The organism is Roseateles sp., from assembly GCF_019237615.1.
Taxonomy (GTDB): Bacteria; Pseudomonadota; Gammaproteobacteria; order Burkholderiales; family Burkholderiaceae_C; genus Pelomonas.
On record NZ_JAFAGT010000093.1, the window covers coordinates 1 to 24,682 of the forward strand.

Consider the following 24,682-nt stretch of genomic DNA (forward strand, 5'->3'; position numbering starts at 1 on the left):
CCAACGCCGGCGAGACGACCGAGCATCTGCGCGAGGACACGTCCATCGTGCCCGACCCGGCCGACCGCGCGACGATAGAAGAAGAACACGCGCTCGAGCTGCGCACGCGCGACCGCGAGCGCAAGCTGCTCAAGAAGGTCATGCAGTCGCTCGCGCGCCTCGACAGCGGCGAGTACGGCTACTGCGACGAGACCGGCGAGCCGATCGGCCTCGGCCGCCTGATCGCGCGCCCGACCGCGACGCTTTCGCTCGAGGCGCAGCAGCGCCGCGAGCTCAAGCAGAAGATGTTCGGGGACTGACCGTCCCGACCACCAGGCCAGCAACGATACGCAGCGCATGAGCGACAAGGACGGCAAGAACGAGAGCTTCTTCCGCAAGGTCGCGCGCTTCGTCGCGAACCCGACGACGGACTGGGCCGAGATCAACTCGCGCCAGGACGACCCGGAGAGCGACCTCGCCAAGGCCGAGCTGCGCGCGATGGTCGAGCGCAAGCGGCGCAACGACATCGTGCGCAAGCGCGAGCTCGACATGCTGCGCCGCATCCGCCGCGAGGGCCTGACGCCCGAGCAGCTCGCGGCCCTGTCCTCGTCGCCGTCCAAGATGGGCGATGACGAGCGCATCAGCGAGACCAGTTCCAAGCTCGACCTCGGCGTGAAGGCCAAGATCGACGAGATCGAGCAGCAGATGGTGGGCGAGAGCTTTGCGACGACGCAGGCCGTGCCCAAGCATCAGCCCGGCTTCTTCGAGACCAGCACGCGGCCCGTGGCCTTCTCCGCGACCGGCACGGCGCCGCTGCCCGTCGACTCGGCCAGCGGGCGTGTCAGCGAGTTCTCCACGCTGCGCGAGGTCCAGCGCCTTCAGGCGCCCACGCCGCCAGCCGCCGTGACCATGGGGGCGGCGCTCCCGCCGCTGTCCGACTCACCGCCCAGCCGCCTGCCCGATCTGCCGGCGCTGGACCTGCCGCTGTCCTTCACGCTGGCCGAGTCCACGCCAGAGGTCGAGGTGCAGGAGGTCGTGCACGACCCCGAGCTGGACGAGGCCGTCATCGCCTTCGCCAATGCCGACTACGAGACCAGCGAACGCGCGCTGACCGAGCTCGTGCGGCCCGGCGGCAGCCGCAACCTGCACGGCGAAACCTGGCTGGTGCTGTTCGACCATTACCGCGCCACCGGCGCCCAGGGCCGGTTCGAGGCGTTGGCCGTCGAGTACGCCCAGCAGTTCGGCCTGTCCGCACCGCAATGGTTTTCCATGCCCAAGCTGGTGGCCGAATCGGCGCGCCAGTCCGGCCGCTCGCCCATGGCCAAGGCCAGCGAGGTGAGCTGGACCGCGCCGGGCCTGCTGACGGCGGAGGACGTGGCCGTGCTGCAGAAGCGCTGCGAGACCTTGCCCATGCCCTGGGCCTTTGACTGGGGTGCGCTGGACGCCGTCGAGATCGAGGCGGCCATCCGATTGCGCCAGTTGTTCCGCACCTGGGCCCAGCAGCAGATCGACCAGCGCTGGATCGCAGGCGACCGCTTCCTGGGCCAGCTCAAGGAGATCGCCCCGGTCGGCGAGCGCGACACCGACCCCGCGCTGTGGATGCTGCGCCTGGAGGCGCTGCGCCTGGCCAACCGCCCCGACCAGTTCGACGAGGCCGCCATCGACTACTGCGTGACCTACGAGGTTTCGCCGCCGTCCTGGGAGCGCGCCAAATGCCGCGTTCGCATCGGCAGCGAGGGCATGTCGACGAACAGCTCGGTCACGAGCACCATGCCGAGCGAGGCCCAGTCCACCTTCCTGGACACCGGCCTGCCCGATCCGGCCAGCGTTGCGGCCCAGCTCGAGTTGATGGGCCAGCTCAACGGCGACATCTCCGACACGCTGCGTGCCATGGGCGGCGAGGTCGGCGAGTCCAGCCTCATCAACATCTCCTGCACCAAGCTGATCCGCCTGGACTTCATGGCCGCGGGCGACCTGCTGAACTGGGTGCTGCAACGCCGCAGCGAGAACCGCGCGGTGGTCTTCACCGATGCCCACCGTCTCGTCGCGCTGTTCTTTGGCGCGATGGGCATCAACGAGCACGCGAAGGTAAAAGTGCGGATCAACTGATCTTGCACCGCGGCTCCCGGCCCTTATCTGGAGCCTCTATGTCCTCTGATTCCTCTTCCGCCGTCTACCACGGCACCACCATCATCTCGGTGCGCCGCCAGACGGCTGCCGGCTGGCAGGTCGCCATCGGCGGCGATGGCCAGGTGACGCTGGGCAATACCGTCGTCAAGGCCAGCGCGCGCAAGGTGCGCAAGCTCTACCGCGACCAGGTGCTGGCCGGCTTCGCGGGCGCCACGGCCGACGCTTTCACGCTGTTCGAGCGCTTCGAGGCCAAGCTGGAGAAGCACCAGGGCCACCTGGTGCGCGCCGCCGTCGAGCTGACTCGCGACTGGCGCACCGACCGCGTGCTGCGCCGCCTGGAGGCCATGCTGGCCGTGGCCGACCGCAGCGCGTCGCTCATCATCACCGGTAACGGCGACGTGCTGGAGCCCGAGCAGGGCATCGTGGCCATCGGCTCGGGCGGGGCCTATGCGCAGGCCGCGGCCAAGGCGCTGCTGAACCACACCGAGCTGGGCGCGGCAGACATCGTCAAGCGTTCGCTGGAGATCGCCGGCGAGATCTGCATCTACACCAATCAGAACCACACGCTGGAAGTGCTGGAGCCCTGAGGCGGCGATGTGTTCAGCGATCGGATCCGGGCTGCGCCGTCAGGCTGACCCGCACGGCGTCGCCGTAGCTGAGGTCCGGCGCGGCCAGCGCGCCCGCGCCGGTGCCGATCAACGTGCCCCACAGCATGCCGGCAACGACGTTGAGGCTGGACATGATTTTGTGGCCGCTCTTGTTGTCCCGCTCGCGCTGGCGGTCGCCCACCGCGGCGCCCGCGAGGGCACCCACACCCGCGCCGATCAGCATGTTGCCGGCCCGGCTGCTGCGCGGCTCCACGACGGCCTCGCCCGCCCACTGCTTGTCGGCGCTCGTGCAGCGCAGCAGCAGCGGCTGGCTGTCCACGACCAACTGCACCGCGCCGGGCGCTGTCAGCTGCCATTCGCCGCTGCCGTTGCGCAACGTGCAGCTGGCGGCGTCCAGCGCTGCCCCCTTGTCGGTGACGACGCTGACCCTCAGCGTCTGCAGCTTGGCTGGCGCCGACAGCGTGGCGCAGGCGCTCAAGGCCGTGGCGACGGCGAGCATCGGCGCCAGGCGGCGCGCAATCCTGGCAATGCGAAGCATCGGAACTCCCTGAAATCCTTGTTCGAGCATCGGCGCCCGGTCGGGTGCGTGGGTCGGTGTTGTACCGGCAGGCTCGATCTCGATCTTCCACGAATACCCTAATGCCATGAGTAATATGACCCCCCAGGAAATCGTCTCCGAGCTGGACCGCCACATCGTCGGCCAGCAGGCCGCCAAGCGCGCCGTCGCCATCGCCATGCGCAATCGCTGGCGGCGCCAGCGGGTCGATGAGAAGCTGCGCGCGGAGATCACGCCCAAGAACATCCTGATGATCGGTCCGACCGGCGTCGGCAAGACCGAGATCGCCCGCCGCCTGGCCCGGCTGGCCGGCGCACCCTTCATCAAGGTCGAGGCGACCAAGTTCACCGAGGTGGGCTATGTCGGCAAGGACGTGGACTCCATCATCCGCGACCTCATCGAGGTGGCTGTCAAGCAGGAGCGCGAGGCAGCCATGCAGCGCTGCCAGACGCGCGCCGAGGATGCCGCCGAGGAGCGCATCCTCGATGTGCTGCTGCCCGGCTCCCGCACCGACAAGGACAGCGACAACCCGACGCGCCAGGCCTTCCGCAAGCGCCTGCGCGAGGGCCAGCTGGATGACAAGGACATCGAGCTGGACCTGCTCGCGCCCAGGCCCAGCCTGGAGGTGCTGACGCCCTTTGGCAACCAGCCCGGCATGGAGGACATGGCCGAGCAGCTCAAGGGCATGTTCAGCCAGTTCGGCGGCAACCAGAAGAAGACGCGCAAGCTCAAGATCGCGGAGGCAATGAAGCTGCTCATCGACGAGGAAGCCGCCAAGCTCGTCAACGAGGAGGAGATCCGCGCGACGGCGCTGACCAATGCTCAGGAGATGGGCATCGTCTTCATCGACGAGATCGACAAGGTCGCGTCACGCCAGGAGAACGGCGGGGCCGAGGTGTCGCGCCAGGGCGTGCAGCGCGACCTGCTGCCTCTGGTCGAGGGCACGACGGTGTCGACGAAGTACGGCCTCGTGAAGACCGATCACATCCTCTTCATCGCCAGTGGCGCCTTCCACCTCAGCAAACCCAGCGACCTCATCCCCGAGCTGCAGGGCCGGTTGCCTATACGCGTCGAGCTGGACTCGCTGTCCGTCGCCGACTTCGAGGCCATCCTGACGAGCACGCATGCCAGCCTCGTCAAGCAGTACCAGGCCCTGCTCGCGACCGAGGGTGTCACGCTGGACCTGCAGCCCGAGGCGATACGCCGCCTCGCGCAGATCGCCTTCGAGGTCAACGAGCGCACCGAGAACATCGGTGCGCGGCGGCTGGCGACGGTGATGGAGCGGCTGCTCGACGAGATCAGCTTCGACGCGCCGCGCAGCTCGGGCCAGACCGTGTCGCTGGACGCGGCGGCCGTGGATGCCAAGCTGGGCGCGCTGGCGGCCAACGAAGACCTGAGCCGCTTCATCCTCTGACGCGCCGCCCGGCGCGCGGCCGGATCAGGCCCGCGCCGAATGGATGGCCAGCAGGCCGTCGAAGATCAGCCCCTCGATCAGCTCGTGCGGCGCGTCCAGCGCCGGCGCCACCTTCCAGCCGGCACCGCCCGTCATCAGCACCAGCGGCTCGCGCCCCTCGCGCTTGGCCAGCAGCCGGTGCATGCGCTCGATGGCGCCGGTGATGGCGAAGGTGCCGCCGGTGGTGAGTGCGTCACTGGTGTTGGTGGGGAAGTCGCGCACCTCGCCAGTGGGCACGCGCAGGCCGGCCGTGCCGCCCTCCAGCGCGCGCAGCATGATGCCGTGGCCGGGCAGGATCAGGCCGCCGAGGAACTGGCCGTCGCCGGAGAGCGCGTCCACCGTCACCGCCGTGCCTACCATGACGGTCAGCACCGGCCCGTCGAAGCCGCGCTTGCGGGCATGGGCATGGGCGCCGATGACGGCCACCCAGCGGTCGGCGCCCAGGCGGGTCGGGTGGTCGTAGCCATTCCTGACGCCGGCGCACTCGGCGTCCGGCACGACCCAGCGGGCACTGAGGTCCCAATGCTCCATCTGCTCCTCGACGCGGCGGCGCACCGCATCGCCGGCGACGTTGCTGCCCAGGATGCGCACCGGCGCGGCCAGGCCCTGCCAGTCCTCGTCGGACAGGCGGTCGATGTTCTCCAGGAAGACGGCGCCATGCTGCTGCGGCTGGGTGCCGGGCTGGGCGTCGTCCGCGTAGACGGCCCACTTGAGCCGGGTGTTGCCGATGTCGATGGCCAGAAAGCTCATGGGGGGCTGTGGCGTGAACGATGCCGCGAGCCTACCAGCGCATTGGGATCTGCCCGTGCGGGTTTGTGCTTCGTCGGCCGACGACTGCCGGCCCCTTTCCACCAGGAGAAACTCACACCGCGACGCCTGCGACCGGCCGCAGCGGCCTGCGCTGGCAAGTAGACTGGGTTGCCCCTCTGCTCGATACCCTCCTCGCATGCAGTTTCAATGGCTGGCCCTGGCGGCATTTCTCCTCGTGATGATCGCGGACCACTTCATCGTGTGGCCTGCCTTCTCCCGCAGTGTCGAGCTCGACGGCGTGAGGGCTCGGCGCGCGCTCTGGGCGCGGTGGATGCTGATGTTGTGGGGCGCTTCCGCGCTCGTGCTGTGGCTGTGGATAGGCGGCGGCGTGCCGATGGCCTCGGTCGGTCTCGCGTGGCCCACGGGATGGCGGTTGTGGGCTCCTCTGGGCCTGGGCGCAGCGGTCATCGCGCTGCAGGTCCATGGCGCGATGAAGATCATCCGTCAACCCGAAAGGTCCGCGCAGTTGCGCGAACAGCTCGGTAGCACCGCGGCTGTTCTGCCCCATTTGGCGTCTGAGCTTCCGTGGTGGTTCGCTGCGTCGGTGACTGCCGGGTTCTGCGAGGAATTGCTGTTCCGCGGATTCCTGGTCTGGCTGCTGCAGCCGATGGTCGGCATATGGGTGGCGGCGATCCTCTCGGTCCTCGTATTCGTGCTGGGTCACGCGTACCAGGGCCGCGAGGGCATGCTTCGCACCGGGCTGCTCGGGCTCATCTTCACGGCGATCGTCCTGGTGACGGGATCGCTCTGGGTCGCCATCCTGCTGCACGCGGCCATCGATGTGATGGGTGGGCTGATCGGCTGGCTGATCCAGCGGGAACCCCCGTCGTCGATCGCCAGGCCCGCAGCGTCGACGCCCTGACTGCGACCGGCCCTGCGGGCGCTCTGCCGGATCGGCGCCGGGCGGATGACGTGGCTGCGGCGCCGGCAGGCGTGCGCCAGCGGCAAGCGCAGCCCCGGCCAGGAAAGCGGCAGGGGCGTGGTCATGCCCCAGGGGCCACGCTACCGGCGTGCCGTCAACCCACCTTCAGCGGCAGGTGCAACTCCACGGTGCCCGGCTGGCCTGGCGCGGACGTCGTCAGGTAGCGCGCATAGGGCGGTAGCTGCGGGTGCGGCTGGCGCTGCTCGACGCGCAGGCGCTGCATGGCCTGGTACCAGGCCATTTCCAGTGATTCGGGTGGGCCGTCCATGCGCACCAAGTAAGCGGCATGGGGCGGCTGTTCATACGGCTTGAGGCCAGCGGGCAGATCGATGGCTGCGGGCAGTTCTACGCCGACGCGGCACTCGACGGTGCGCAGCTTCAGGTGCGTCTTCAGGTAGTGGGCGACCGCCGTGCCGTCCGCCGGCAGGGCGGCACGGGCCAGTTCAGCGCGCACCTCGGCGATGCGCGGCGGCAGCTCGGCGGCCAGCGAGTCCAGCGGGCCGCGGTAGGGCTGCTGGGCGTACCGGCGCGCGGGCTGGTCCTGCACGCCGAGGTAGGCGAGGGCGTAGGGCGCCGGGTCGGCCTGCAGTGCCTCGGCCAGGCGGTCCAGGCCGAAGCGCAGGTCCAGCTGCGTCGCGCCCTGCACGGTCGCCGCAAACGCGCGCAGCGTGAAGGCGACGCGGCCCTTGAAGCGCCAGGTGACCTGGGTGCCGCCAGGCGCGGGGTCGAAGCGCCAGTCCGAGCGGCCCTTGCAGGCGAACGGCAGCCAGAACCGCAATCGTTGTCGCAGCGCCTGCGGTGCCGGCGCCTTCAGCGCGTGCACCTGGCCGCGGCCGACCTGGGGCATGTCCCAGGCCAGCGTGTCGCCCTCGACCGTGGCGCGGGCCTCGCGCGCGTGTTCGAGCCAGGGATTCCAGGCCTGCCACTGGGCGAGGTCGGCCACGCGGGCCCGCACGGCGTCGGGCGGCGCCGCGATGAAGCGCGTCGCCTCGGCGCGCACGCGGCCGCTGTAGCGGCCCATGTAGACCAGCAGCACCACCAGCAGCAAGGCCAGCGCGAAGAAGAGGGGGCTCATCGGTGAATGTCCAGATGGAAGAAAGCCCGGCCGAGGCCGGGCTTGGGAGAGGCGCTCAGGCGCGTATCAGAGCATGCCCATCATCTTGGGCACGACCAGCGTCAGCCATGGCCAGTAGGTGACGATGACGAGGAAGACGATCATCGTCAGCAGCCAGGGCATGACGGCCTTGGTCAGCTCCGTGATGCCGAGCTTGGAGATGCCCGACGCGACGTAGAGGTTCAGGCCCACCGGCGGGTGGCACAGGCCCACTTCCATGTTCACGTCGATCAGGATGCCGAAGTGAACCGGGTTCACGCCCAGCTGCATGGCGGCCGGGAAGAAGATCGGCGCCATGATCAGGATGATGGACGACGGGTCCATGAAGTTGCCGGCGCCCAGCAGCACCAGGTTGACGACGAACAGGAAGCCGTTCTGGCCCAGGTTCATCGACAGCAGCCAGTCGGCCAACTGGTGCGGCAGGTTCTCGTTGGTCAGCACGAAGGAGAACAGCACCGCGTTCGTGATGATGTAGAGCAGCATCGCGGACATGTTGGCCGAGTCCTTCAGCACCTTGGGCACGTCGCGCAGCTTCAGGTCCTTGTAGACGAAGATCGCCACGAAGAACGAGTACACCGCAGCCATCGCCGCCGCCTCGGTCGCCGTGAAGGCGCCCGACCAGATGCCGCCGACGATGATGACGACCAGCAGCAGGCCCCAGAAGCTCTTGCGGAAGGCGTGGAAACGGGCCATCCAGCCGGCCCTGGCCAGGCGCGGGTAGTTGTTCTTGCGGGCGATCCACCAGGTCACGGCGGCCAGCATCAGCGCCAGCATGATGCCGGGCAGCAGACCGGCGACGAACAGCGCACCGATGGAGGTGTTGGTCGAGATCGCGTAGATGACCTTCGGGATGGACGGCAGCATCAGGATGCCCAGCGAGCCGGCCGTGATGATGACGCCGGCGCCGAAGCGCATCGGGTAGCCGTGGGCCACCATGGCGGGCAGCACGATGGAGCCGATGGCGACGACCGTCGCGACCGAGGAGCCACAGACCAGCGCGAACATCGAGCAGGCCAGGATGGACGCCAGCGCCAGGCCGCCGTGGAAGTGCCCCACCATGCTGGTCGCGAAGTTGATCATCCGCCGCGCGACACCGCCGTGCGTCAGGAAGTTGCCGGCCAGGATGAAGAAGGGCACGGCCATGATTTCCCACTTCTCGATGCCCGTGAACAGCTTCAGGGCGACCGATTCGATGGGGACCTGGGTCATCGTGACGATGAAGGTCAGCACGGTCAGGCCCAGCGAGATGCTGATCGGCATGCCGGTCAGCATCAGCGCCAGCAACAGGCTGAAGATGATGAGTGCATTCATTTGCGGGCCTCCACGTCCAGCGGGGTCTGTTCATCCACGCCCTCGACGTGGGATTCGTCATGCTTGGGCAGTTCGCCGGTCTTCCAGAAGTTCCAGCAGACCTGCAGGAAGCGGTAGCACATCAGCGCCGAACCCAGCGGGATGGCGGAATAGACGATCCAGGTGGGCCATTCCAGGTCGGGCGTCGTCGGTCCCTCGAACACGTCGGGGTTGGGCTGGCCGATCAGTTGCAGGAAGGCGTAATGCGCGCCGTTGTCCCATACAAAGTTGCCGCCCATCACGGCAATGGTGCCGGTGAAGAACGCGCCGGCCAGCAGGCCGAAGATGACGAAGCGGCCGCGGTTCTTTGGCGTCATGCGGTTGATGACGACGTCCACGCCGACGTGGATGCCGGTGCGCACGCCGTAGGCGGCACCGAACTTGCACATCCAGACGAACAGGATGATGCACAGCTCCTGCGCCCAGCTCATGTGGATCTTGAGGGCGATGTCCTGGATGTAGGGTACGCCGGCTAGATAGCGGTGCACGACGGCGACAAAGATCACCAGCGTCGCCGCGGCCATCAGGAAGGAGATCAGCCACTCCTCCAGATGGTTCAGCGCTTTATTCAGCATTGTTCTTCTCCTTTCACGGGCAAAGCCGTGCCCCGCCGGAGGCCAGCGCCTCCGGGAGATGCACGGATGGTTCGTGGGTGGGGGGGGTTACTTCGGGGCGACGAAGCCGGCTGCCTTATAGGCGGCGTCGATGGTGGTCTTGCCCACGCGCGACTCCATCTCCTTGTGCACAGGCATCAGCGCCTTCTTCCACTCGTTGGTCTCGGCCGGCGTCGGCGTGTAGACGGTCACGCGGCCGCTGGCCTTGATGGCCTGCAGCGCGGTGGCGTTCTCGGTGGAGGCGATGGCGTTGGCGTAGGTCGTCGAGTCCTTGATCGCGCCTTCCAGCTGCGTGCGGATGTCGGCGGGCAGGCCGTCCCAGAACTTCTTGTTGACGATGACCGCGTAGGCCAGGTGGCCGTGGTTGGACAGCGTCATGTGCTTCTGCACTTCGTAGATCTTCTGCGTGTAGAAGTTGCTGGGCACGCCCTCGGTGCCGTCCACCACGCCGGTCTGCAGCGCCTGGTAGAGCTCGCTGAAGGCCATCACCTGCGGGATGGCACCCAGCGCGCGCATCTGCGCGTCCAGCACCTTGCTGGACTGGATGCGCATCTTCATGCCCTTGAAGTCCGCCACATGGTGCAGCGGCTTGTTGGCGCTCATGATGTGGAAGCCGTTGTCCCAGAAGGCCAGGCCCTTGATGCCCTTGGGCTCCAGCTTCTTGAACAGGTCGGCGCCGACCGGCCCGTCGGTGACGGCGCGGAAGGACTGGTCGTCCTTGAACAGATAGGGCAGGTCGAAGACCTCGAACTCCTTCACGCCCAGCGGGCCGAACTTGGCCAGCGACGGGGCCAGCATCTGGACCGAGCCCAGCTGCAGCGCCTCCATCTCTTCCTTGTCCTTGTAGAGCTGGCTGTTCGGGTAGACCTCGACCTTCACGCGGCCGTTGGTGCGCTGCTCGGCCAGTTCCTTGAAGCGCTGCGCGCCCTTGCCCTTGGGCGTGTCAGGCGCCACCACGTGGCTGAACTTGATGACGATGGGGGCCTGGGCGTGGGCGGCCAGAGGGAGCGTCAGCGCGGCGGCGAGCGCCAGTGCGGCGCGGCGGGTGAAGAGCTTCATGGTTTTTGTCTCCGTGGTTGTGAGAGCGATACGGGTTTGGATAGGGGTTGGGGCGGGCGGGATCCGCCGCGGCTCACTTCGCCGAGCCGGTGACCTGGTAGACGCGCTTCAGCAGGTCGCCGCCGATGCGGGATTCCATTTCCTTGTGCACGGGCCACAGCGTCTGGCGCCATTGCTCGCGCTCGGCGTCGGTGAGGTCGTGCACTTGCACGCGGCCGCTTTTGCGCAGCTCGGCCAGCGCGTCCTGGTTCTCCTGAGCGACCAGGTGGAACTCGTAGTCGGTGGCCTGCTTCATGGCCTCGGTCAGCGCCGCCTGGAGGTCGGCCGGCAGGCCGTCCCAGAACTTCTTGTTGACGATGGCGGCGTAGCCGGTGTGCGTGTGGTTGGTCAGCGTGATGTGCTTCTGCACCTCGTAGTACTTCTGCGAGGTGTAGCTGGACAGGACGTTCTCGGTGCCGTCGACGACGCCGGTCTGCAGCGCCTGGTAGACCTCCGAGAACGGCATGGTCTGCGGCAGCGCGCCCATCAGGCGCAGGCTGGCCTCCAGCACCTTGGAGCTGGGGATCCGCATCTTCAGGCCCTTCAGGTCCGCCGGCTTGAGCAGCGGCTTGTTGGCCGAGAACACGTGGAAGCCGCCGCTCCAGTACGCCAGCCCGTGGATGCCCTTGCTTTCCAGAGCACCCATCAGCTCCTGGCCGATCTTGCCGCCGGCGACCTGCACATACTGCTGCTCGGTCGTGAACAGGTAGGGCAGGTCGAAGATCTCGAACTGCTTGGCGCCCAGCGGCCCGAACTTGGACAGCGACGGCGCCAGCATCTGCACGGAGCCCAGCTGCAGCGCCTCCAGCTCTTCCTTGTCCTTGTAGAGCTGGCTGTTGGGGTAGACCTCGACCTTGACCCGGCCATGGCTGCGCTTCTCGGCCTCTTCCTTGAAGCGCAGCACGGCCCGGCCCTTGGGCGTGTCATTGGCCACCACGTGGCTGAACTTGATGACGATGGGCGTCTCGGCCAGGGCCGCAAAGGGCAAGGCTATTGCCGCGGCGAGCAGCAGGCGGCGGACCGCTTGGGCCATAGATCGTCTCCTAATAGGTATGCCGGAGATTTTTCCGGGCGGCAGCGGCGTGGGGTAGTTGTGGAGTTCCACATTTCTGCGCGTGCCCGCCGTTCTTAGACTCTGCCCATGACGCTGCGCGACCTGCCGTCCCGAAGTCTGTGGCTGCTGCCGCTCGGGTTATCCCTGATCTTTGTGCTGGGGGTGCTGGCCTGGGTGCGTGCCAACGAGGCCGACGAACTGGACCAGCAGCGCCAGACGCTGATCGCCGACGCGCTCAGCCTGGAGGCGCAACTGCGCGCCCGCATCGACATCGAGGCCGCGCAGCTGCGCCAGCTGGCGGCTGCGCTGGTGGGCGAGACGCCCAGCGAGGCGGCGCTGGCCGCCCATCCCGAGGTCAACGCCGGGCTGCACCGGCTGTGGCTGTCGGTCACCTGGCTGGACGCTCGCAACCGCGTGCTGGCCGAGGTGCCCAGCCGGCTGGAGGCCGGCCGCTACGAGGACGGCCTGTCGCTGCACCTGACCGCGGCGGTGGGGCACGACGAGGTGCTGGTGGTGCGCTATTCGCCCGCCGTGCTGCTCAAGCGCGGCGTGCCCTGGTGGCTGGCGCGCAAGTACGACGTGCAGTTGGTCGACAGCGCCGACCAGGTCATCGCGTCCAGCACCGAGTCGCCGCTGCGCGCCGCGCAGGCGTCGCGGCCCAGCTACCGCGTGGCGCTGCCGGGGCCGCTGCGCTCCAGCCCGCTGACGCAGCGCGCGCTGACCGACGCGGCGCTTGAGCTGACGCTGCGCGACCCCAGCGTCAACGGCACGCGCAGGCTGGGCTGGGTGCTGCTGGCCGGCTTCCTGCCGCTGATCGCCGTGGCCAGCCTGCTGATACGCCGCCAAATGCTTGCGGCCCAGCGCGCCGAGGACGCCTGGCGCACCGAGGCCGCGTGGCGTCGCGCGATGGAGGACTCCGCCGTCGTCGCGCTGCGCGCGCGCGACTTCGACGGCCGGCTGCTCTACGTCAACCGCACCTTCAGCGACATGGTGGGCCTGCCCGCCGAGCGGCTCGTGGGCCTGCTGCCGCCCATGCCCTACTGGCCGCTCGACGCGCTGGCAGAGGTGGCGGAGCGCAACCGCCGCAACCTCGCCGGCCAGGCGCCGCGCGAGGGCTACGAGACGCGCTGGCGGCACAGCTCCGGCCGCATGGTGGACGTGATGGTGTTCGAGTCGCCGCTGGTGGACGCGGGTGGCCGCCAGATCGGCTGGATGGGCTCCATCCTCGACATCACCGAGCGCAAGCGGCTCGAGGACCGCGAGCGCCGTCAGGTCGAGACGCTGGCGCACAACGCGCGGCTGACCATGCTGGGCGAGGTTGCCTCCACGCTGGCGCACGAGCTGAACCAGCCGCTGACCGCCATCGCCAGCTATGGCGCCGGCATTGCCAACTCGCTGGACAAGCTGGGCGTGCAGGACGAGCTGGTGCGCGGCGCGCTGGCGCGACTGGGCCAGCAGGCCGCGCAGGCGGGCCGCATCGTCGCGCGCATCCGTGAGTTCCTGACGCGCCGCGAGCCGCGCCACGAGCGCTGCGATCTGCACGAGGTCATCGTTGCCGCGCTGGACCTGCTGCGCCGCGACTGCCAGCGCCGCGGCGTCGCGCTGGACGTGACGCTGGCGCCCGGCGTGCCGGCCGTGACGGCCGACGCGGTGCTGATCGAGCAGGTCGTCATCAACCTGGTGCGCAACGCCGCCGACGCGCTGCAGGCGCGCGCCGACGGCCGGCGCATCGCCGTCAGCAGCCGCGTGGCGGGCGAGTTCGTGCGCGTGGACGTGCAGGACAACGGTCCCGGCCTGGTCGGCCGGCGCGTCGAGCAGCTGTGTGCACCGTTCTACTCCACCAAGGCCGACGGCATGGGCATGGGCCTGGCCATCTGCCGCTCCATCGTCGAGGCCCACCAGGGCGTGCTCGATGCCGATGAGGCGCCCGGTGGCGGCGCGCTGTTCTCGTTCAGTCTTCCCCTGACTTCGGAGTCCGCCCATGCCTGACCCCCTGCTGGGCAGCGTCCACCTCGTCGACGACGACCCCGGCGTGCGCGACGCGCTCGCCTTCCTGCTGCGCTCACGCGGCCTTGCCGTGCGTGCCTTCGATGGCGGCCCTGCGCTGCTGGCCGCACTGGACAGTGAGCCGCCGCCGCACGGCGTGTTCCTGCTGGATGTGCGCATGGAGCCCATGAGCGGCACGCGGCTGCACGACGAACTGCTGGCGCGCAGGCTGAAGAATCCGGTGCTGTTCCTGACCGGCCATGGTGACATCCCGATGGTCGTCGAGGCGCTGAAGAAGGGTGCCTTCGACTTTCTGGAGAAGCCCTATGGCGACAACGCGCTGGCCGACCGCATCGAGCAGGCGCTGGCGGTGGACGCCGCGATGCAGGCCGAGGGCGCGCAGGCGGCCGAACGCAGCGCGCGGCTGGCCAGCCTGACGGAGCGCGAGCGCGAGGTGATGACGCGCGTGGCTGCGGGCAAGCTCAACAAGGTCATCGCCGACGAACTGAACGTGTCGGTGCGGACGGTGGAGGTGCACCGGGCGCGCGTATTCGCCAAGCTGGGCGTGCGATCGGCCGCGGAGGTGGCGACCTTGCTGGCGGGCAAGCCTGGCTGAGGCCACGGCGCTGCCCCGTGCTCGGTCCGTGCGAAAGGCATGGGCCTTGGACGGAATCTCCTTCCGTTTTAGAATGGGGCCATGTTCAGCCGCGCCATCCCAGCCATGCTCGACCGCTTCGCCCAGAAGCAGGTCCTGGCTGCGCGCATGACGTCGACGCTTCAGACCGGCGATGACTGCGCCCGTCCTACGGACGCAGATTCCTAAGCCCGGCGATACCACTCCCCCTTTTTGCGCACCACTCCTATCGCCGGGCCCTCAGCTCGGCGCGACCGACGCTGCCCGCCGTCCGTGGCGGCGGCCGTCTCCAGGAGTCCCAATGCCTACCATCCTCAGCGGTGAGTTGCTACTCACCGAACTCGACCGCGCTCGTCTTCTGAAGCTCAACGGCGGCATGCTGCCCGAGTCGTTGCAGGAGCTGCTGGAGGACGCGAGCGTCGTCCCCTCGCAGGACATCCCGCAGCATGTCGTCACCATGTACAGCCAGGTCGCCGTGTCGCACAACGACGGCGATGCGTCGCAGAAGCTGACTCTCTGCTATCCCGGCGATGCGGAGCCCGTCGAAGGCTTCATCTCGGTGTTGTCTCCTGTCGGCGCGGCGCTGCTGGGCCGGGAGGCTGGCGCCACGGTCGAGTGGACCTCACCGGCTGGCGCGCGGCGGCGCATGACCATAGAAGCCATCCTGTTCCAGCCCGAGGCCACCGGCGACTACTCGACCTAGTCGCCCGGCATCCCACCTTCCCCCCGACCGTGCGGGCGCGCTCGCACGGAGGCATGGCTTCGTCTGGACCTGACCGTGACCATCAAATTTGTGCTGACCGTAGCGACGTTCTCCAGGGCATCGGAGAACGCCGTCGAGCGGGCCGCGGAGATCGCCGCCCGTCACTGCGCACTGCTCTATGTGGTGCAACGCCCTGGAGGCGATACAAGCCCTCTCGCCGATTTCGACGACCGCCTCGCGCAGCGGTCCGCGCAACTGGAGCGGCGGCATGGCATCGAAGTGCGCAACCCCGTCCTGAGTGAGCGGCAACTGCTGCAGATGCTGGAGCGGACTGCCCAGGACATCGTCGTGGTCGTCGACCGCGCGACCGCATGCCGGCTCACGGCCGGGCAGGGGTGGTTGAGCAACCTGGCCTCGGGCTTGCTCTGCGGAAGCAGCCTCCTGGACGTCCGGGCCTGTCCCATCCTGGTCGTCAACCGGCCCGGCGGAGAACCCTGCAAGGCGGCGCTGTTGCCCTACGAGACGGCGCAGGACGCCGAGCGCGCGGTGGCGCTGGCCCGGCAGATGTCGGCGGACACCGGGCGGGAGATGTTCTTCGTCGGGCCGCAGCGTGCGCCATGGCCGGCGGGCGCCTCCAGGTCCGAGCCGCTGCACCGCAGCGAATGGCCGCCGCCGGGCGCGGGCGCCTGGGCTTCGGAACGGGTCGTGCACTCGAACTACATGAGCACCCGCCAGAACCGGGCGATCGTGGCGTTCGACACCGCGAGCACGGCGCGCCGGATCCGGAACCAGGCCAGCTTCAGCGGCGCAGGCCTGGTGATCGTGCCCTATATCGGCACCACCTTCATGGAGCGGGCTCTGCGACGCTCGCTGCGCGAGCGCCTGACCCGAGAACTGGCCTGCGATCTGGCCTTCCTGCCCGACCCCGGCTGCCAGCGGACCGCCCCCATGGCCCGTGAACGCCTCGCGCGGCAGGGCCGGGTCGTCCTGCGACCCCTGGCCACCTCCCAGGAGAGCCGCCATGGCTGAGCTCGGTCGACAAACCCATGCGCAGGCGCCCGCCCTGCCCGAGGTGGCGCCATCGATGGAAGCACTTCCGCGTCTGGAGAACCAGGTCATCCTGGTGATCACCAGCCCCGGCGCGGAAGAGGGGGGCTACCTGGAGAAGATCGCCGCGCTGGCCCATCTCAGCGGCGCCCGGCTGCGTCTGGCCGACTGCTCGCTTCGGGCGTCGCATTTCGACCTGCCGCTGGCACGCCTGAAGCAGCGTGCCCGTCACCTGGGGCGGATGCTGGACCGGCCCGTCGAAACGGTGGATGTCGAGCTGCGGACCCCGGCGGACTTGCGCCGCCAGGTGGAGGACTGTGCGCTGGTCTGCATCGCCAGGTCGGCACGCGCCTGGCGGCCGGGGCCGAGGGGGCGGGATCTGCTGCGCGCCCTGATCGCGCTGAGCGCCCGCCCGGTCCTGGTCGTGGGCGACGGACAGCTGCGCGGCTATGCCAGCACGCTGGTGCCCGTGTCCCTGGGCCCGCAGTCGCCGGAGCTGTTGCGCTGGGCGCGCGCGATGGCGCCATACGCCCGCCTGGAGGTACTGCACGTGACCGAGATCCGGGAGCAGGCGCGGCCGAAGTCATGGGCGGCGCTGCGGCATCGATTGCGCGTGCTGGCCGAGGCGCTGGGGGAGGGCATGCAGGGCGTGACCCACACGCTGGTGCACGGCGTCGTGCCGGACTGCATCGGCCAGCGCCACGCCGGCCGATGTCACGACCTGGTGGTGGTGGGCATGGGTGCGCGCCGGCGCTGGCTGCCGCTGCCTTGGCCCATCCTGGCCCAGTACCTGGCTCGCTGGCTGAACGGTGACGTGCTCGTGATTCCGCAAGCACGGGCACGGACAAACACGCCCCCGAAGGGGCAATGGGGATTTTGGACATGATGAACACCCTCCGGGTCGATGTGGACCGCACGCTCATTCGCGCCAAGCGCCCGTGCAGCGATGGCTATCGATGGTTCCTGCGCCGCCAGGCGCCCATCAGCGACTACCAGACCCTGCTCGATGACCTGGTGGCGGCCGGGCGGGTGGGTGATGCCTGCTGGCTGCTGGACCAGCTGGGCGCGACCGACGAGGTCCTGCACGTCGACAACCTGGCTGCCGAGGCGCTGGTGTTCGCCGGCACCATCCATTGCCGCGGCCATGTCGAGGTTTCGGGGCTGCTGCGGACCGGTGGCGACCTGCATGTGGGTGGTGGCGCCCGGGTGGGCGGTGCGCTGCAGGTCGGGCGCGAGCTGAAGGTGGAAGGCGGCCTGCGTTGCGAGGGGCCGCTGGACCTGGGTTCGGGCGGCCGCGTGGGCTGGAGCCTGGAGGTGCTGCAGCGCCTGGCCTGCGGCGGCGAGCTCCGCGTCGGCGGCGCGCTGGGCGGAGGCGAGTCCGTGCAGGTGTCGGGCCAGCTCACGGTGGGCGGCGATGTCACGGCGCAGGGCGACCTGCATTGCGAGGCAGGGATGAAGCTCCAGGGCGACCTGCATGTCGCCGGTGATGCCTTCGTCGCGCGGGGCCTGGATGCAGCGGGCGCCGTCCAGTGCGACGGACATCTCCGCGCGGGATGGGGGGTGCGCGCCAGCGGCGACATCCGGGCGACTCGGGCGATCCGGGTCGGTGAGAGCCTGAATGCGGGAGGCGTCATCGAGGCCGGGCCCGACTACGGCATCTTTGCAGGTCTGGCCGTCCCGATGGGCAGCTGGCCGTCCTGCGCGTTCGTGAAGGCCGCCCAGCGCCCCGACAGGCTCATGAGCGGCGTCTGGAGCGACGCGTGAGGGGCACCGGCCGCCGCGCCATCGCGAGGCATGGCGGCGCGATGCGGGGCGGCCGGCACCGCGCCGGGGCGCGGGCGGCCGGAGAGCCGCCGCCGCCACCGCGCTTCAGGCTGGCATGCGGATTGCGTCAGGGAGCCTGCCGAGGCGACTGGCCTCGGGGCACCCAAGGACTCCCATGAAGACACGAACGCATCTGCGGCCCCTCACCCTGTCGGCCATCCTGCTTGCACTGACGACGCTCGCGAGCGCCCAGAAGCCCGCCAGGACCGCCGCGCCCGAGCGCGCCATGCTGCGCGGCGCCCAGGGCGAATACCTGCTGGAGGATGGCCGCACGCTGAAGGTCCATGTCGGCGCGCACCGCCTGGGCGTCAGCGTCGATGCGCGCCCGCTGGAGACCTGGCGCGCAGAGAGCGCCGCGCTGCTGGTCAGCCCCGACGGTCTGCGGCGCGTGCGCCTGTACCGCAATGGCGACGGCATGGTGGATCGCATCGCGTTCGAGACGGACAGGGCGCGCTGAGCCGCGGCGGGCACCCCCGGCCTAGCGCCGCGCCACGAAGCGGTATTCGTGCTGGGCGTCGCGCAGCACCAGCGTGGGCTGCGCGGCCTTGTCGTCGCGCACGAACTCGACGCCGGTGATGCCTGGGTCTATGGTCACATAGCTCTGCGTGCCGTCCTCGTTCTTGCGCAGCGCGACCTCGCTGCTCCAGTGATCGAACTGGAAGCGCACCTGCCGGCCCTTCTTGCTGACCTTGATGTGCCCGAGTTCGGGGCTGGCGTAGCTGGCCGCCAGCGGCTTGATGGCGTCGGCGGGGATGGGCAGCGTCAGCAGCTCGCGCTGCTTGGCCGCCTCGGCCCGGCGGTTGGCGATGGCGACCTTCAGTCGCTCGTCGGCCTCGGGCCGGCCGTCGAACACCACCTCCAGCAGCTTGCGCTGCAGCGGCCCGCGCAGCAGCACGCCGGCGTCGGAGTTCGTCAGTATGGTCACGCCCAGGCCGTGCTCGGGAAGCCAGATCATGTTGGAGTGAAAGCCCAGCATGTCGCCGCCATGCGAGGCGACAGTGATGCCGTACTGCCGGTCCACGATCAGGCCCATGCCGTAGTTGATGTCCTCGCTGACCATGACCTGGGGCTTGTAGCGCTCGGCCCAGTTGGCCTCGCCGATCAACGGCTGGCCCTCGGGCGTTCTGCCCTTGTTCAGCTCCATCAGCACCCAGCGGCTGAAGTCGTTGGGCGTCGTCCACACGGCGCCGGCGGGACGGGCGGGGAGGATGGTGTAGTTCAGGTCCATGCTGGCGCGACGCGTGCTGCCGTCCAGCGCATCGCCATGCGGCATCGCATGGTTGCCGCGCAGGGCCTTGGCGAAGTCGAAGGTCGTGCTCTTCATGCCCAGCGGGCCGAACAGCAGCTCCTGCATGGCCTCGTCGTAGGCCGCGCCGATCTCCTTGCCGGGCTTGAGAGCTGCCGCGGCGACATAGCCACCGGCGCCCACCATCAGGTTGCTGTACTGGAAGACCTCTCCGAACCTGCTGGTGGGCTTCATCGTGCCGAGCTGGTCGAAGGTCGACCGGGCCGGCGCTTTGCCGCTGGCGAACAGCCACTCCAGATCCTGGCGCGGCATGCCGGTGCAGGCGCAGACCAGGTGCTTGATCTGGACGCTCTGGGTCACCTCGGCGTCGGCCAGGCGGAAGCCCGGATAGGCCTCGGCGGCGGGCTGGTCCCAGCGCAGCTTGCCGGCGTCCACGGCGCGGGCGAGCAGGGCCGTCGTCATGGCCTTGGTGTTGCTGGCCGCCATGAACAGGGTGTCGGCGTCCACCTTCTCGGGCTTGCCCAGCTCGCGTTGCCCCAAGCCTCCGGCCCAGACCAGCTTGCCGCCGTCGATGAAGCTCAGGCCCACGCCCGGCACGTCGAGCTGCTTCATGCCGTCGGCGACGAAGGCCTTGAGCTGTTCCACGCGCTCCGGCGTCAGCGGCCTGGCCGCCTTGCCGGCAAAGCTCTCGCGCTCATAGCCCTTGGGCCGAAGGCTGGCAAAGAACTTGCCGATGGGCGCGCCGCGCTTTTCCAGCGTGGCGTCCGAGGCCTGCAGCAGCTGCACCATCCAGGCCTTGCCGTCGCCGGTGCTGGCGCGGCGCGCGACGGCCTGGATGGAGAGCTTCTCGTTGGGCGAGGTCTCGTACTCGAAGACCTGCTGGTCCAGCCAGCCATTGCGGGCCGGGCGCAGCGTGGCCAGGCGCAAGGTGCGCTTGAAGCCGGGCTGCGCCAGGGCCCAGGCCTGGGCGATGGCGTCCGCGGCATCCTTGGCCGACGCAAGGTCGACGGAGTAGATGCTGGCATCGCCCTCGGGCGCCGTGAACTTCAGGATGGCCCCGCCGCCGCTGGCCAGGAAGGCCTCGGGGGGCGAGTAACTATGGCCGGCGGAGGTGGTGTCGGCATGGGCAGCCCAAGGCGTGGCGAAGGCGGCGGCGAGCAGGGAGGTGATCAGCAGTCGGCGCATGCGGGGCTCCTGGATGGGGAGCCCCATGCTATGCCCGGGGTCAGTTGTTGCTGATGGTCACGGTGACCGTGCCCGTCGTCGTCTGGCCGAGATTGTCCTTCAGCGTGATGACGAGGCTGCTGCGGCCGGCGACCGGGTTGGCCCAGTTCACGGCGAGGCCGCTGCTGCTTGCCGAGAAGCCCATGCCGCTGGGGGCGCCACTGATGGTGATGCTCAGCGAGGTGGCGCCGGGCGCCGAGTAGCTGATGTTGCCGCTGAAGGCTTTGCCGGCGACGCCGCTCAGGCTGGTGGTCGTCAGTGCGGGCCTGCTGGCGGCGGTACCCGGCGTCGACCCGCCGCCGCTGACCGTCGTCGCGCCACTGAGGCTGGTCAGCAGGGCGCCGACATTGGGCGTGCCCCAGCCGGTGGGGGTGTCGTAGCCGACCTTGGCCGTGCAGCCGGCGCAACTGCCGTTGCTGCCGCTGACCACGTCCTTGAAGGCGCTGGCGTACTGGGTCGGCACGGCGCCGATCTGCAGATAGAGGGCGGCGTGGGGCTGGCCGAGCAGCGACTTGGACGAGGCGACGCGCATCGCGTTGGCGACGGCCAGCAGGCCGGCCCACTGCGGCGTGGCCAGGCTGGTGCCGCCGGCGCTGACCCAGCGCGTCGTCGTCGCGCCCGGGGCGATCAGGGCCACGTACTGGCCGGAGTAGGGGTCGGCGTTGAAGGCCACGTCGGCGACAGCGCGCCGGGCATAGCCGCCTATGGTGCCGCTCTGGTAGCTGGGCAGGGCCACATAGGCGCTGGTGCCGCCGCCGGTGCCGGACCAGGTCGTTTCGCTGCGCGCGCCGCTGCCGCTGTAGGTCAGCGTCGTGCCGCCGACGGCGACGACCTTGGTAGACACCGAGGGCCAGGAGACGGCGGCGCCGTTGTCGCCGGTGGCCGCCAGATAGCTCATGCCGGCGGTGGAGAAGCTGCCGTCGTAGCTCGCCGTCCAGTTGCCCTCGGGAGCGCCGAAGCTCATGGACACGACGCCCGGGCCCATCTTGTTGGCCAGCGCGACGGCGTTGGACAGGCTGCCCACGCCGGCGTCCGGAGCCTCGATGAGGACGAGTCGGGCCAGCGGCGCGGTGGCGTGGGCCCATTGCACGTCCAGCGCGATCTCGGTGGCCCAGCCGCTGTCGTAAGCGGGCGCGGCGGCGGCCAGGGCGCCGGCCGTCGTGCTGTAGGCGATGACCAGCTCGCAGCCGCTCGCCGAAGCGGCCGCCAGCGGAAGGCTGGCCGTGGCCGCGAGCGTGCGCGAGCTGCATGCCGGCAGGCCGAACTTGGCGTTGAAGGTGGCCAGCTCGGCGGCGATGTTGGGGTCGTGCTTGGCGTTGATGAGGTAGATGGTCTGGCCCGCGCCGAGCTGGGCGGCCTGTGCGGCGCTGAGGCCGGTCATGCTGGCCGGCAGGGCCGGCTGGCCGTATGCGGCGCGGATCTGGGCCGGCGTGTAGGTCGTGACCGCGGTGGACGCGGCCATGGGCGCGGCGCCGCCGCCCGAGGCCAGCGCGCGGGGGCGCAGCGCGTCGTCCAGGCGCTCGCGCGTCAGGCCCCGGGTGGAGACGCCGGACAGGGCCAGTGCCCGGTGAGGCGCGGCGCCGTTGTCGGGCTCGTCGAGGTCGACGGCGGCGGTGTGGAAGCTGGGCTGGGCGACGGTGGCCACGCCCGGGGCGAGGTCCACGTTCAGGCTGAAGGCCGAGGGGGCGGCGCTGGCCTGGGCGGTCGGGCTGTCGCCGCCGCCACCGCAGGCGGCCAGGGCCGCGGCGGTCAACAGGCTGAGGAGCCAGGAGAGAGGGCGTGTACTGCGCATGGCCGGGGTCTCTTCTCGCGAACGAGGGCCACGCCGATCAGGACTTGCCGGTCCTGGCGGCCCCGCTGCCGTGGCGCCTGCGATGCAGGCGCGGTAGGCCGGTGGCTTTGCGTCCCCGCCTTTCGACGGGTTTGCCCTCAGGGTTGATGAACCGGATCCAGTCTAGGCGCCAGGGCGTTCTTTCGCACGGGGGGTGGAAGGTGGCGCGTGACTTCTGCCGCGCGAGGCAGCGTGAACTTTGCATGCCGGCCCGGGCTGGATGCAGGCTCACGCGGGCTCGATCTCGACGGCCACGCCCGACAGCACCGCGTTGCCCGACAGCGGGTCGCGCGCCGCGTCGTCCAGCAGCGTGTTCATGTTGACGCCGGGCCGCTCGCGCGCAACGCCCAGTTGCACGCCGTCCAGGCCATGCCCCCAGCCATGTGGCAGGCTCACCACGCCGGGACTCATGTCGGCGCTGCGCTCTACGCGCGCGACCAGCGCGCCGGCCGAGCTCCTGACCCTGGCGAACTCGGCCAGGCCCAGGCGCTCGGCATCGCCGGGGTTGACGAGCAGCGTGCAGCGCTCCGGCCCCTTGGCGAGCACGGGCAGGTTGTGCATCCAGCTGTTGCCCGAGCGCGTGTCGCGCCGGCCGATGAGGCTGAAGGCGGGCGCCGGTTGGGCCTTCACGGCGGCCAGGTCGGCCAGGATGGGCGGCGGCGCCAGCTCGATCCTGCCGCTGGGCGTGCGCAGCAGCTCGGGGATGCGTGGCGTCAGCGCGCCGAGGTCGATGCCGCCGCCTTCGACCGTACTGGCGGCCTTGACCTTGGCGAGGTTCAGCCCTTCGGGCCGGCGGCCGAACTGGTCGCCATAGGGGCCCATGCGCAGCTGCAGGTCGATGAGGCGCTCGGGCCCGCGCCAGGGCCGCAGCGCGGCCAGCACGGCCGGCGCCTGGTCGCCGGCGAAGCGTTGCACGTCGGCGGCGATGGCCTCGTCGTCGAGCTGCTGCACGTCCACATCCAGGCCGCGGCCCTCGAGCAGCGCGCACAGGCGCAGCAGGGTCTGCCACTCCTGCGGCGTGCCGGGCGCGGCGTCGAACACCGGGCCGGAGATCCTGGCATGGTTGCGGTGGCTGAGCTGCGGGAAGGCGACGTCGAAATGCAGGTCTTCGAGCGGCGACAGCCCCGGCAGGATGACGTCGGCATGGCGGCTGGTCTCGTTGACGTAGATGTCCAGGCTCAGCATGAAGTCCAGGCCTTCGAGGGCCTTGGCGATGCGCGGGCCGCCGGGGGCCGACAGCACAGGGTTGCTGGCGATGGCGATCAAGGCCTTGACCTGCCCCGGGCCCGGTGTTTCCATCTCCTCGGCCATGACGGTGATGGGCAGCTCGCCGAAGACCTCGGGTGCGCCGGACACGCGGCTCCTGCGACGGCCGGTGGACACGCCCTTGCCGCTGCCGGGCCTGCCCTGCGTGTTGGGTGCAAACGCCGCAGCCTTCGCGAACATCGCGCCGCCTTCGCGGTCGAGGTTGCCGGTCAGCACGTTGATGAGGTCCACCAGCCAGGAGTTCACCGTGCCGAAGCGAGTCGTGCAGGTGCCGATGCGGCCGTAGACGGCGGCGTGCGGTGCGGCGGCCAGTTCGCGCGCAAGGCGGCGCTGCGTGTCGGCCGGGATGCCGCAGCCGTCGGCCGTGAGCTCGGGTGCGAAGGGCTGCAGCGCGGCGCGGGCCTCTTCGAGGCCGTTGACATGGGCTTGCAGCCGGCCGAGCTTGACAAGGTCCTCGGCGAACAGCGTGTGCGCGATGCCGGCCAGCAGCAGCGCGTCGCCGCCGGGGCGGATGGCGAGATGCTCGTCGGCCGCCGCGGCCGTCTCGCTACGGCGCGGGTCGACGACGACGATGCGCCCGCCGCGCGCCCGCAAGGCCTTGGCCTTGCCGCGGTAGTCGGGCACGGTCCACAGGCTGCCGTTGCTGATCATGGGGTTGGCGCCCAGGATGAGCAGATAGTCGCAGCGCTCGATGTCTGGCAGCGGGATGCTGAGCCAGTGCCCGAACATCAGGCCGGCGCTGAGCTGCTTGGGCATCTGGTCCAGCGTGGAGGCGCTGAAGAAGTTGCCTGTGGCCAGCGCCTTCACCAGGCGCGGGATGTAGGCCAGCAGGCTGACCTTGTGTGCGGACGGATTGCCTATGGTCAGGGCCACCGAATCCGGCCCGTGTTCACGCCGGATGGGCAGCAGGCGCCTCTCGATCTCGGCGAATGCCTCGTCCCAGCTTGCCTCGACGAAGACGCCGTCGCGCTTGATCAGCGGCCTGCGCAGGCGGTCGGGGTCTTCGTGCAAGTCCTTCAGGCTCACACCCTTGGGGCAGAGGTAGCCGTGGCTGAAGACGTCGTTGTCAGCGCCGCGGATGGCGACGACCTTGGGGCCATCGGTCTTTACCTCCAACCCGCAGCAGGCTTCGCACAGCGGGCAGATGCGGTAGTGGGTCTCGGGCATGGGGGTCTCCGGTCAGGCCGCTGATTCTGCGGGCGGAGCGGGAGGCATGCTCGTCGCGGAGGTGAC

Annotated in this window: 23 protein-coding genes and 1 riboswitch; of the genes, 13 read left to right on the forward strand and 10 right to left on the reverse strand. The window is 69.8% G+C overall.

What is annotated here, in order from left to right; translation table 11 throughout:
• The 3 genes from dksA to hslV form a co-directional block, all read left to right on the forward strand.
• On the forward strand, positions 1-299 hold a 299-nt coding region (gene dksA, locus JOY88_RS19425; RefSeq protein WP_293504290.1), incomplete at its 5' end, for an RNA polymerase-binding protein DksA.
• A gap of 37 nt (positions 300-336) precedes the next feature.
• A complete protein-coding gene (locus JOY88_RS19430; RefSeq protein WP_293504291.1) occupies positions 337-2,088 on the forward strand; it encodes a hypothetical protein in 1,752 nt (583 codons plus the stop codon).
• Between the two features lie 38 nt (positions 2,089-2,126).
• Complete coding sequence (gene hslV / locus JOY88_RS19435) at positions 2,127-2,696, forward strand: ATP-dependent protease subunit HslV (RefSeq protein WP_293504292.1); 570 nt, start codon at positions 2,127-2,129, stop codon at positions 2,694-2,696.
• A 13-nt stretch (positions 2,697-2,709) separates the two neighbouring features.
• On the opposite strand, the gene JOY88_RS19440 is transcribed toward hslV, so the two are convergent.
• Positions 2,710-3,255, reverse strand: coding sequence for a hypothetical protein (locus JOY88_RS19440; RefSeq protein WP_293504293.1), 546 nt, complete (start codon positions 3,253-3,255; stop codon positions 2,710-2,712).
• A 106-nt stretch (positions 3,256-3,361) separates the two neighbouring features.
• On the opposite strand from JOY88_RS19440, the gene hslU reads away from it, so the two are divergent.
• Positions 3,362-4,687: an ATP-dependent protease ATPase subunit HslU gene (gene hslU / locus JOY88_RS19445; RefSeq protein ID WP_293504294.1), complete on the forward strand. Its 1,326-nt coding sequence runs from the start codon at positions 3,362-3,364 to the stop codon at positions 4,685-4,687.
• A 24-nt stretch (positions 4,688-4,711) separates the two neighbouring features.
• On the opposite strand, the gene JOY88_RS19450 is transcribed toward hslU, so the two are convergent.
• On the reverse strand, positions 4,712-5,476 hold the full coding sequence (locus JOY88_RS19450; protein WP_293504295.1) for a type III pantothenate kinase: 765 nt from the start codon (positions 5,474-5,476) through the stop codon (positions 4,712-4,714).
• A gap of 196 nt (positions 5,477-5,672) precedes the next feature.
• Between JOY88_RS19450 and JOY88_RS19455 the strand changes: the two genes are divergently transcribed.
• A complete protein-coding gene (locus JOY88_RS19455; RefSeq protein WP_293504296.1) occupies positions 5,673-6,398 on the forward strand; it encodes a CPBP family intramembrane glutamic endopeptidase in 726 nt (241 codons plus the stop codon).
• 154 nt (positions 6,399-6,552) lie between these two features.
• On the opposite strand, the gene JOY88_RS19460 is transcribed toward JOY88_RS19455, so the two are convergent.
• The 5 genes from JOY88_RS19460 to JOY88_RS19480 all read right to left on the reverse strand — a co-directional run bounded on the left by JOY88_RS19460 (position 6,553) and on the right by JOY88_RS19480 (position 11,667).
• On the reverse strand, positions 6,553-7,533 hold the full coding sequence (locus JOY88_RS19460; protein ID WP_293504297.1) for an SRPBCC family protein: 981 nt from the start codon (positions 7,531-7,533) through the stop codon (positions 6,553-6,555).
• 66 nt (positions 7,534-7,599) lie between these two features.
• Positions 7,600-8,883, reverse strand: coding sequence for a TRAP transporter large permease (locus tag JOY88_RS19465; RefSeq protein WP_293504298.1), 1,284 nt, complete (start codon positions 8,881-8,883; stop codon positions 7,600-7,602).
• Positions 8,880-9,497: a TRAP transporter small permease gene (locus JOY88_RS19470; protein WP_293504299.1), complete on the reverse strand. Its 618-nt coding sequence runs from the start codon at positions 9,495-9,497 to the stop codon at positions 8,880-8,882. Before JOY88_RS19470 ends, JOY88_RS19465 begins: the two co-directional genes overlap by 4 nt.
• Before the next feature lie 87 nt (positions 9,498-9,584).
• A complete protein-coding gene (locus JOY88_RS19475) occupies positions 9,585-10,595 on the reverse strand; it encodes a TRAP transporter substrate-binding protein (protein WP_293504300.1) in 1,011 nt (336 codons plus the stop codon).
• A gap of 73 nt (positions 10,596-10,668) precedes the next feature.
• Positions 10,669-11,667, reverse strand: a complete 999-nt coding sequence (locus JOY88_RS19480; protein WP_293504301.1) for a TRAP transporter substrate-binding protein — start codon at positions 11,665-11,667, stop codon at positions 10,669-10,671.
• Between the two features lie 108 nt (positions 11,668-11,775).
• Here JOY88_RS19480 and JOY88_RS19485 point away from each other — a divergent pair, with 108 nt between their 5' ends.
• The 8 genes from JOY88_RS19485 to JOY88_RS19520 all read left to right on the forward strand — a co-directional run bounded on the left by JOY88_RS19485 (position 11,776) and on the right by JOY88_RS19520 (position 18,339).
• Entirely contained in the window at positions 11,776-13,677 is a 1,902-nt protein-coding gene (locus JOY88_RS19485; protein ID WP_293504302.1) for a sensor histidine kinase, read from the forward strand.
• The gene (locus tag JOY88_RS19490) at positions 13,670-14,290 is read left to right on the forward strand and encodes a response regulator transcription factor (protein WP_293504303.1); all 621 of its coding nucleotides are present in this window, start codon (positions 13,670-13,672) and stop codon (positions 14,288-14,290) included. The genes JOY88_RS19485 and JOY88_RS19490 overlap by 8 nt, the downstream gene beginning before the upstream one ends.
• An 81-nt stretch (positions 14,291-14,371) precedes the next feature.
• Positions 14,372-14,497: a hypothetical protein gene (locus tag JOY88_RS19495; RefSeq protein ID WP_293504304.1), complete on the forward strand. Its 126-nt coding sequence runs from the start codon at positions 14,372-14,374 to the stop codon at positions 14,495-14,497.
• Positions 14,498-14,609: 112 nt separating this feature from the next.
• Positions 14,610-15,011: a GreA/GreB family elongation factor gene (locus tag JOY88_RS19500; RefSeq protein WP_293504305.1), complete on the forward strand. Its 402-nt coding sequence runs from the start codon at positions 14,610-14,612 to the stop codon at positions 15,009-15,011.
• Between the two features lie 75 nt (positions 15,012-15,086).
• Positions 15,087-16,040 (forward strand): putative universal stress family protein, encoded by a 954-nt coding sequence (locus JOY88_RS19505; protein ID WP_293504306.1) that lies wholly within the window; start codon positions 15,087-15,089, stop codon positions 16,038-16,040.
• Entirely contained in the window at positions 16,033-16,944 is a 912-nt protein-coding gene (locus tag JOY88_RS19510) for an adenine nucleotide alpha hydrolase family protein (protein WP_293504307.1), read from the forward strand. The genes JOY88_RS19505 and JOY88_RS19510 overlap by 8 nt, the downstream gene beginning before the upstream one ends.
• Complete coding sequence (locus JOY88_RS19515; protein ID WP_293504308.1) at positions 16,941-17,822, forward strand: hypothetical protein; 882 nt, start codon at positions 16,941-16,943, stop codon at positions 17,820-17,822. The genes JOY88_RS19510 and JOY88_RS19515 overlap by 4 nt, the downstream gene beginning before the upstream one ends.
• A 175-nt stretch (positions 17,823-17,997) precedes the next feature.
• Positions 17,998-18,339 (forward strand): hypothetical protein, encoded by a 342-nt coding sequence (locus JOY88_RS19520; RefSeq protein ID WP_293504309.1) that lies wholly within the window; start codon positions 17,998-18,000, stop codon positions 18,337-18,339.
• Positions 18,340-18,360: 21 nt separating this feature from the next.
• On the opposite strand, the gene JOY88_RS19525 is transcribed toward JOY88_RS19520, so the two are convergent.
• The 3 genes from JOY88_RS19525 to JOY88_RS19535 all read right to left on the reverse strand — a co-directional run bounded on the left by JOY88_RS19525 (position 18,361) and on the right by JOY88_RS19535 (position 24,616).
• Complete coding sequence (locus tag JOY88_RS19525) at positions 18,361-20,313, reverse strand: serine hydrolase domain-containing protein (protein ID WP_293504310.1); 1,953 nt, start codon at positions 20,311-20,313, stop codon at positions 18,361-18,363.
• Positions 20,314-20,353: 40 nt separating this feature from the next.
• A complete protein-coding gene (locus JOY88_RS19530) occupies positions 20,354-22,144 on the reverse strand; it encodes a S53 family peptidase (RefSeq protein WP_293504311.1) in 1,791 nt (596 codons plus the stop codon).
• 52 nt (positions 22,145-22,196) lie between these two features.
• Positions 22,197-22,290: riboswitch (cyclic di-GMP riboswitch) on the reverse strand.
• Positions 22,291-22,411: 121 nt separating this feature from the next.
• Complete coding sequence (locus JOY88_RS19535) at positions 22,412-24,616, reverse strand: molybdopterin-dependent oxidoreductase (protein ID WP_293504312.1); 2,205 nt, start codon at positions 24,614-24,616, stop codon at positions 22,412-22,414.
• Positions 24,617-24,682 lie beyond the last annotated feature (66 nt).

Excerpts from the sequence above, each read along its gene's own strand:
- JOY88_RS19430 (WP_293504291.1), top strand. The coding sequence starts at position 337 with ATGAGCGACAAGGACGGCAAGAACGAGAGCTTCTTCCGCAAGGTCGCG.
- JOY88_RS19535 (WP_293504312.1), bottom strand. The coding sequence starts at position 24,616 with ATGCCCGAGACCCACTACCGCATCTGCCCGCTGTGCGAAGCCTGCTGC.
- JOY88_RS19450 (WP_293504295.1), bottom strand. The coding sequence starts at position 5,476 with ATGAGCTTTCTGGCCATCGACATCGGCAACACCCGGCTCAAGTGGGCC.
- JOY88_RS19500 (WP_293504305.1), top strand. The coding sequence starts at position 14,610 with ATGCCTACCATCCTCAGCGGTGAGTTGCTACTCACCGAACTCGACCGC.
- hslV (WP_293504292.1), top strand. The coding sequence starts at position 2,127 with ATGTCCTCTGATTCCTCTTCCGCCGTCTACCACGGCACCACCATCATC.
- JOY88_RS19510 (WP_293504307.1), top strand. The coding sequence starts at position 16,033 with ATGGCTGAGCTCGGTCGACAAACCCATGCGCAGGCGCCCGCCCTGCCC.
- JOY88_RS19440 (WP_293504293.1), bottom strand. The coding sequence starts at position 3,255 with ATGCTTCGCATTGCCAGGATTGCGCGCCGCCTGGCGCCGATGCTCGCC.
- JOY88_RS19530 (WP_293504311.1), bottom strand. The coding sequence starts at position 22,144 with ATGCGCAGTACACGCCCTCTCTCCTGGCTCCTCAGCCTGTTGACCGCC.
- hslU (WP_293504294.1), top strand. The coding sequence starts at position 3,362 with ATGAGTAATATGACCCCCCAGGAAATCGTCTCCGAGCTGGACCGCCAC.
- JOY88_RS19465 (WP_293504298.1), bottom strand. The coding sequence starts at position 8,883 with ATGAATGCACTCATCATCTTCAGCCTGTTGCTGGCGCTGATGCTGACC.
- JOY88_RS19470 (WP_293504299.1), bottom strand. The coding sequence starts at position 9,497 with ATGCTGAATAAAGCGCTGAACCATCTGGAGGAGTGGCTGATCTCCTTC.
- JOY88_RS19460 (WP_293504297.1), bottom strand. The coding sequence starts at position 7,533 with ATGAGCCCCCTCTTCTTCGCGCTGGCCTTGCTGCTGGTGGTGCTGCTG.
- JOY88_RS19495 (WP_293504304.1), top strand. The coding sequence starts at position 14,372 with ATGTTCAGCCGCGCCATCCCAGCCATGCTCGACCGCTTCGCCCAGAAG.
- JOY88_RS19490 (WP_293504303.1), top strand. The coding sequence starts at position 13,670 with ATGCCTGACCCCCTGCTGGGCAGCGTCCACCTCGTCGACGACGACCCC.
- JOY88_RS19475 (WP_293504300.1), bottom strand. The coding sequence starts at position 10,595 with ATGAAGCTCTTCACCCGCCGCGCCGCACTGGCGCTCGCCGCCGCGCTG.
- JOY88_RS19485 (WP_293504302.1), top strand. The coding sequence starts at position 11,776 with ATGACGCTGCGCGACCTGCCGTCCCGAAGTCTGTGGCTGCTGCCGCTC.
- JOY88_RS19515 (WP_293504308.1), top strand. The coding sequence starts at position 16,941 with ATGATGAACACCCTCCGGGTCGATGTGGACCGCACGCTCATTCGCGCC.
- JOY88_RS19455 (WP_293504296.1), top strand. The coding sequence starts at position 5,673 with ATGCAGTTTCAATGGCTGGCCCTGGCGGCATTTCTCCTCGTGATGATC.
- JOY88_RS19480 (WP_293504301.1), bottom strand. The coding sequence starts at position 11,667 with ATGGCCCAAGCGGTCCGCCGCCTGCTGCTCGCCGCGGCAATAGCCTTG.
- JOY88_RS19525 (WP_293504310.1), bottom strand. The coding sequence starts at position 20,313 with ATGCGCCGACTGCTGATCACCTCCCTGCTCGCCGCCGCCTTCGCCACG.
- JOY88_RS19520 (WP_293504309.1), top strand. The coding sequence starts at position 17,998 with ATGAAGACACGAACGCATCTGCGGCCCCTCACCCTGTCGGCCATCCTG.